The following is a 6215-nucleotide window of genomic DNA, read 5'->3' as shown; positions in this document are numbered from 1 at the left end:
AAGTAGCGCTGGAAGCACAGGAACAGCAGCACCATCGGCAGCACCGACACCACCGCCCCCGGCCCCGCGGACGCTCCGCTCCCGCCGTCTCAGGCCGTGAGTCCGCCGAACAGCAGTGACACCGTCATCGCGATGACGACCGAGTCGAAGGCGGACGCGATGACGACGTTCGCGCGCACCAGGCGCCAGCCCTCTCGAGCGGATCTCGGCCGAGACCGTGGCCGCCGTCGTGGACAGCAGGAGCGCGAGGGTCGCGTCGTCACTGAAGTGCGGCGCCTCCTCGAAGGCGAAGCGCACCTGCGACCGCCGGGGCGACCGCGACTCGAGGCGCAGGCAGGCCTGTGCGACCGAGAGGACCATCAGCACCCACGAGCTCGCGACGGCGAGCAGGGCGGCGGCGAGGGAGAGGGGCTCGCTGCGGGACTCCGTCCTCTGCGCGATCGCCACCGTGACCACGATCGCCGGCACCGCCGCCGGCAGCGCCGCCGGCAGCGTCGTGCCGGTCACCCCGGTCGCTCCCGCCATCCGCGAGAGGAGGCGCCGCTCGCCGCGCGCCTCCTCCTCGGCGGCGCTTCGCAGCGCCTGCTCGTCGAGGCGCGAGTACGAGGCGGCGCTCCAGCCCACGGAGAGGGCGGTGGAGAGCGGCCGGCCGAGCAGGTACACCGGAACGAGGGTCGCCGTCGTATCGACGGCCCCGTCGCCCGGAGCGGGTGTCCCCGTCGCCAGGACGAGCAGCACCACCACGATCGTGACCAAGAGGCTCACGCACATCCGGAACAGATCGGAGCGGGATCGTCTGCGCGCGGTCATCGCCGTCCTCCCCGGCAGGGGCCCGGAGCGCGCCCCGAACAAAATCCACGCCGTTCCGTCCTGCCGCGTCCCGTGCGCTACCAGGCCATTCGTTGCAACCAACAACAAATCCCCCGCGCACCCGGCAGAATGGACCCATGACCTCACGGAGCAACTGGGCGGGCACCTACGAGTACCGCGCCGCCGCCATCATCGAGCCGGAGTCCGTCGAGGAGGTGCAGCGCCTCGTCCGCGAGAACGAGCGCGTCCGCGCCCTCGGCAGCCGCCACTCCTTCAACTCCCTGCCCGACACCCCCGGCGCACTGCTGCACCTGGGCCGCCTGGCCTCCGACCCCGCGATCGACGCCGAGGCGAGCACCGTCACCGTCGGCGGCGCCACCCGCTACGGCGTCGTCGCCGCACACCTGCACAGCAACGGCTACGCCCTGCACAACATGGGCTCGCTCCCGCACATCTCGGTCGCCGGCGCCATCGCGACCGGCACCCACGGCTCGGGCGACCGCAACGCGAACCTCTCCTCCGCCGTCTCGGCGCTCGAGCTCGTCACCGCCGACGGCTCGCTGCGCACGATCCGCCGCGGGGAGCCGGGCTTCGAGGGCGTCGTCGTCGGCCTCGGCGCCTTCGGCATCGTCACCCGCGTGACCCTCGACATCCAGCCGACCTTCGACGTCCGCCAGGACGCGTTCGTCGACCTGCCCTGGGAGCGCGTGCTCGACGACTTCGACGCGATCACCTCCTCCGCCTACAGCGTCAGCCTCATGACCCACTGGTCCTCGCCGACGGTGGAGCAGCTGTGGCTGAAGACCAAGGTGGCGGCTGGATCCGTCGCCGACGTCGACGCGACGCACCTGGGCGCGGTCGCCGCCTCCGCGAGCCTCTTCGCCGTCTCGGAGGGTGTCGACTCCAACCTGAACCCGTTCGGCGGCTCCGTCGGACCGTGGTCCGAGCGCCTGCCGCACTTCCGCCTCGACCGCGAGCCGAGCGCGGGCGACGAGATCCAGAGCGAGTACATGGTGCCGCGCGCGAACGTCCGCGAGGCGATCGTGGCGCTGCGCGCGATCGGCGAGCGGATCGACGACGTCCTGCTCATCACGGAGCTGCGGACCATGGCGGGCGACGACCAGTGGCTCTCCCCCGCCGGAGGCCGCGACAGCGTCGGCGTGCACTTCACCTTCAAGAAGGACCGCGCCGGCGTCGACGCCGTGCTCCCCGCCGTCGAGGGCGCGCTGCTGCCGCTCGGCGCCCGGCCGCACTGGGGCAAGCACTTCCTCGCCGGAGCCGACGAGATCGCGCCGCTCTACCCGCACCTCGAGGAGTGGCGCACCCTCCACTCCGAGTGGGACCCCTCGGGCCGCTTCGCGAGCGACTTCCTCCGCGACCGCCTGCTCGGCTGAGCGGCACCCGCCCCGCGGGACCAGGCAGGTTCCGCGGGACGGGGCTCACAGGACGCAGCTCGCGGGACGCGGCCCACAGGACGCAGCTCGCGGGACGCGGCTCTCGGAACGCCGCTCAGAACAGGCGGGCCGCGTCGGCGGGCTCGACGACGTCGCGCACCAGCGCCGGGATCCGCTTCCGGAACGGGAAGAACCCCCGCGACGCCGACGGCCACGCCGCGCCGTCCCAGCGGCGGCGCACGGTGACGAGCGCGACCCCCTCGTCGGCGAGAGCCGAGCGGAGCGCCTCCACCCGCTCGCCGACGGGCCCGACCGGAGCGTACGGAACGACCACGGTGTCGATCCGCTCGGACACCGCCCAGTCGACGACCGTCGCGGCACGCGCGTCCGCCAGCACCCTCGCCGGCCGACCGCTGGAGTCGGAGGTGCGCTCGGCGGCGTCGGCGAGCGCCGCGGCGGTGAAGGCGGCGACCGCGTCGGAGACTCCGGACGGCGAGCGCCCGCCCGCGTCCCCGGCGACGGCGCACGCGACGAGGCGCTCGGCCAGACCCGGCTGCTCGGCGAGCAGGCTCTCCGCCTCGAGGTCCTCCTCGTGCAGCAGGAGGCCGGGGCGGGCGCCGACGGTCCCCACGACGTCGTCCTGCTCGAGCGGTGTCCGCGGCGGGAAGGGCTCCTCGGTGAGCGCGGGGGCCGTGGTGGCGAGGCCGCTCGGCGAGAAGCGCCCCTCCGTGTAGCGCGCGATGTTGGACGCGGAGGCGAGGTAGGTCTTGCCCGGAGTCTGCAGGCCGGCGACCCATCGCCACGACAGGGTGTTGGACGCGGCGTCGCCGTCCAGCAGGTGCCGGTAGAAGAAGTCGGCGCCGAGCTGCCAGGGCAGTCCGAGGGTGAAGATCCAGATGCTCGCGAACCACATGCGGGTGTGGTTGTGGAGGTACCCGGTCTCGACGAGCTCGCTCACCCACGCGTCCATCGCGTCGATGCCGCTGCGTCCGCCGATCGCGTCGAGGTACCCGGGCGGAGGATCGCCCGCGGAGGAGTCCGCCACCTCGCGGCGGTAGCGGCGCCAGACGTCCGGGTTCTGCTCGAGCCAGCCCTTCCAGTAGGTGCGCCAGAACACCTCCTGGACGAACTTCTCCGCGGCGGTCAGGCGATGCCGCGCGAGGACCGCGGCGACGACCTCCCGCTCGGTGACGAGGCGGTGGCGGAGGTAGGGCGAGAGTCCGGAGACGTTGTCCCGGGACGGTCCGAGGTCGTGGTTGCGGTCGCGGGCGTAGGCGGAGCCCGCGCGGGCGACGAAGTCGTCGAGCGCCTCGAGACCGGCGGCTCTGGTCGGGATGAACATCGCCCCATCATCGGCGTCGGCCCGGTGAGAACACCGGCAGCGGCCTCCCGAGTGCGCTCCGGGGACGGAGGCGCCCGCCGAGCGCTCGTCAACGGGGTGACCGGCGCCTCCGACCCGACGTAGCGTCGGAGGACGAGAGGGAGGCCGCCATGCCCCGCGAGGAACAGATCCCGTCCACCATCGAGCGCTCCGACGAGCACGCGCAGAAGCTCTGGTCGGCCGCGCACGACTCGGCCGTCGACAGCTACGGCGACGGCGAGCGCGCCCACCGCACGGCGTTCGCCGCGCTGAAGCACGAGTACGAGAAGGTCGGCGACCACTGGGAGCGCAAGGCCGAGAGCGGCCCCTCCGACTCCCGCGCCGAGGGCCACGGCCGCTCCCCCGGGGGCGAGACGGCGGGCGGAGTGGACGCGAACGCGACCAAGGCGCACCTGATGGACCTCGCCAAGCGCCTGGACGTCTCCGGCCGCTCGCGCATGACGAAGGCCGAGCTCGTCGAGGCCCTGCAGAAGGAGAGCACCCGACGGACGCGCGACGCGCGGTGAGGGCAGGGGGGCGGGGTCGGGAACACCCGCCCCGCCGAGCCCCGGCCCCGCTCAGTCCAGCGCGTCCCGGACGGCCGCCATGCCCAGCTCCAGCTCGGCGAAGGTGGTCGACAGCGGCGAGAGGCCGATCCGGATGCCGTCGGGTCGGCGGAAGTCCGGCACGATCCCGTCCGCCTGCAGCCGCGGGACGAGGCCGGCGAACGACTCGTGCGCGATCGTCACGTGCGAGCCGCGCCGGGCGGGGTCGAGCGGAGTCGCCACCCGCACCCCGCGCGGCACCAGCCACGCGTCGGCCAGCTCCAGCGCGTACGCCGTCATCGCCTCCGACTTCGCGCGCACCGCGGGCATGCCCACCGAGGCGATCAGCGCGATCATGTCCTGCATCGCGAGCATCCCCGTGATCGGCGGGGTGCCGCTGAGGAAGCGCCGCATCCCCTCGGCCGGACGGTAGCCGGGGCCCATCTCGAACATGTCGGCGACGCCCATCCAGCCCTGCACCGGCTGCGCGAGCGAGCCCTGGTGCCGGGAGGCGACGTACGCCCACGCGGGCGCCCCCGGGCCTCCGTTGAGGTACTTGTAGGAGCAGCCGACCGCGAGGTCCGCGCCCCACGCGTCGAGCTCGAGCGGCACCGAGCCGACGGAGTGGGAGGCGTCCCAGAGCACGAGCGCGCCGGCCTCGTGCGCCTGAGCGGTGATCGCCGCGGCGTCGGCGAGGAACCCCGAGCGGTACGCGACGTGGCTGAGCAGCACCAGCGACGTCCGCTCGCCGAGCACCGGGGCGAGGTCGTCGGGGCCGACGCCGCTCCCGGGGTCGGAGTCGATCCAGCGGAGCGTGCTGCCGGTCTCGGCCGCGATGCCCTCCAGCACGTACCGGTCGGTGGGGAAGTTGTCGGTGTCCACGACGATCTCGTCGCGCCCCTGCTCCGCCTGGCGGGCGATCGCCGCGCGGGCGAGCTTGTAGAGCAGGACGGTCGTGGAGTCGGCGACGACCGTCTGGCCGGCCGCGGCTCCCAGCACCGCGGAGCCGAGGGCGTCGCCGACCTCGAGCGGCATGTCGAGCCAGCCCTCCTCCCAGCCGCGGATGAGGCGGCCGCCCCACTCCTCCTCCGCGAACCGCGCGAGCCGGGCGACGCTCGCGCGCAGCGGCCGGCCGAGCGAGTTGCCGTCGAGGTAGGAGCGGACCTCGGGGGTGCGGACGAACAGCTCGGGGCAGTGCGCGAGCGGGTCCTGGGCGTCGAGCGGATGCATGCCCTCACCCTAGGTCGCGGGCGCCGGGCGCGACGCGCGCCGCCGGGGCCCCGGATGCGTGCCGCCGGGGTCCCTGACGGGTGCTGCCGGGGTCCCTGACCCTGCTCGGACGCCGCCCACTGTCCAGAAGTCGTCGCACTCGGCCGCGACTGCGACAACTCCTGAGCACTCGCGAGCCCTCACCCCGGAGCCTCCCCCACTGTCCAGAAGTCGTCGCACTCGGCGTCGACTGCGACAACTCTTGAGCACTCGCGAGCCCTCACCCCGGAGCCTCCCCCACTGTCCAGAACTTGTCGCACTCGGCCTCGACTGCGACAACTCCTGAGCACTCGCGAGCCCTCACCCCGGAGCCTCCCCCACCGTCCAGAACTTGTCGCACTCGGCGTCGACTGCGACGACTCCCGAGCACTCGCGAGCCCTCACCCGGAGCCCCTCCCCCCACTGTCCAGAAGTCGTCGCACTCGGCGTCGACTGCGACAACTCCTGAGCACTCGCGGACCCGCGCACTCGAGCCGGTCGCCAGTCCTCCGAAGTCGCCGTGCTCGCGCTCCAGTACGGCCGCTTCCGCGTGGTCGCGAGCCGCCGGGCCTGTCCCAGCGGTCGTCGCCGAGTGCGCAGAAGTCGTCGCACTCGAGCTCGAGTGCGACAACTCCTGGACAGTCGCGGGAGCCGGAGGAGAACGGAGCAGGAGCCGGAGGAGGACGGACCTCGAGCCGGCGAGCGCCCCCGCACCCGCGAGCACGGCCGCGCACCTGGGAAGTCAACGGGCGGACGTCGCGCCCCGCCCCCTCGAAACGCCGATAGTCGTCGCACTCGAGCGCGACTGCGACGACTCCTGGACTGTCGAGAAGAGCCCCGCCCCTCCGCTCAGACCAG

Annotated in this window: 5 protein-coding genes; 2 read left to right on the top strand and 3 right to left on the bottom strand. The window is 73.6% G+C overall.

The features are described from left to right. On the bottom strand, positions 1-957 hold a 957-nt coding region (locus tag C5C37_RS16810), incomplete at its 3' end, for a DUF1345 domain-containing protein (RefSeq protein WP_146085265.1). Between C5C37_RS16810 and C5C37_RS16805 the strand changes: the two genes are divergently transcribed. After that, on the top strand, positions 948-2204 hold the full coding sequence (locus tag C5C37_RS16805) for an FAD-binding protein (RefSeq protein ID WP_104339327.1): 1257 nt from the start codon (positions 948-950) through the stop codon (positions 2202-2204). The two genes, C5C37_RS16810 and C5C37_RS16805, sit on opposite strands and share 10 nt — an antisense overlap. A gap of 115 nt (positions 2205-2319) precedes the next feature. Here the strand turns inward: C5C37_RS16805 and C5C37_RS16800 are convergent, their stop codons facing one another. Beyond that, the gene (locus C5C37_RS16800; protein WP_104339326.1) at positions 2320-3546 is read right to left on the bottom strand and encodes an FAD-binding domain-containing protein; all 1227 of its coding nucleotides are present in this window, start codon (positions 3544-3546) and stop codon (positions 2320-2322) included. A gap of 149 nt (positions 3547-3695) precedes the next feature. On the opposite strand from C5C37_RS16800, the gene C5C37_RS16795 reads away from it, so the two are divergent. After that, positions 3696-4091 (top strand): ChaB family protein, encoded by a 396-nt coding sequence (locus C5C37_RS16795; protein ID WP_104225169.1) that lies wholly within the window; start codon positions 3696-3698, stop codon positions 4089-4091. 51 nt (positions 4092-4142) lie between these two features. Here the strand turns inward: C5C37_RS16795 and C5C37_RS16790 are convergent, their stop codons facing one another. Further along, a complete protein-coding gene (locus C5C37_RS16790) occupies positions 4143-5339 on the bottom strand; it encodes a kynureninase (protein WP_104339325.1) in 1197 nt (398 codons plus the stop codon). Positions 5340-6215 lie beyond the last annotated feature (876 nt).

It is taken from the genome of Rathayibacter sp. AY1F9 (assembly GCF_002932155.1).
In the GTDB taxonomy this organism is placed as follows: Bacteria; Actinomycetota; Actinomycetes; order Actinomycetales; family Microbacteriaceae; genus Rathayibacter.
The sequence above is the reverse complement of the archived record's forward strand: the minus strand, read 5'-3'. Positions and strand labels throughout refer to the sequence as shown.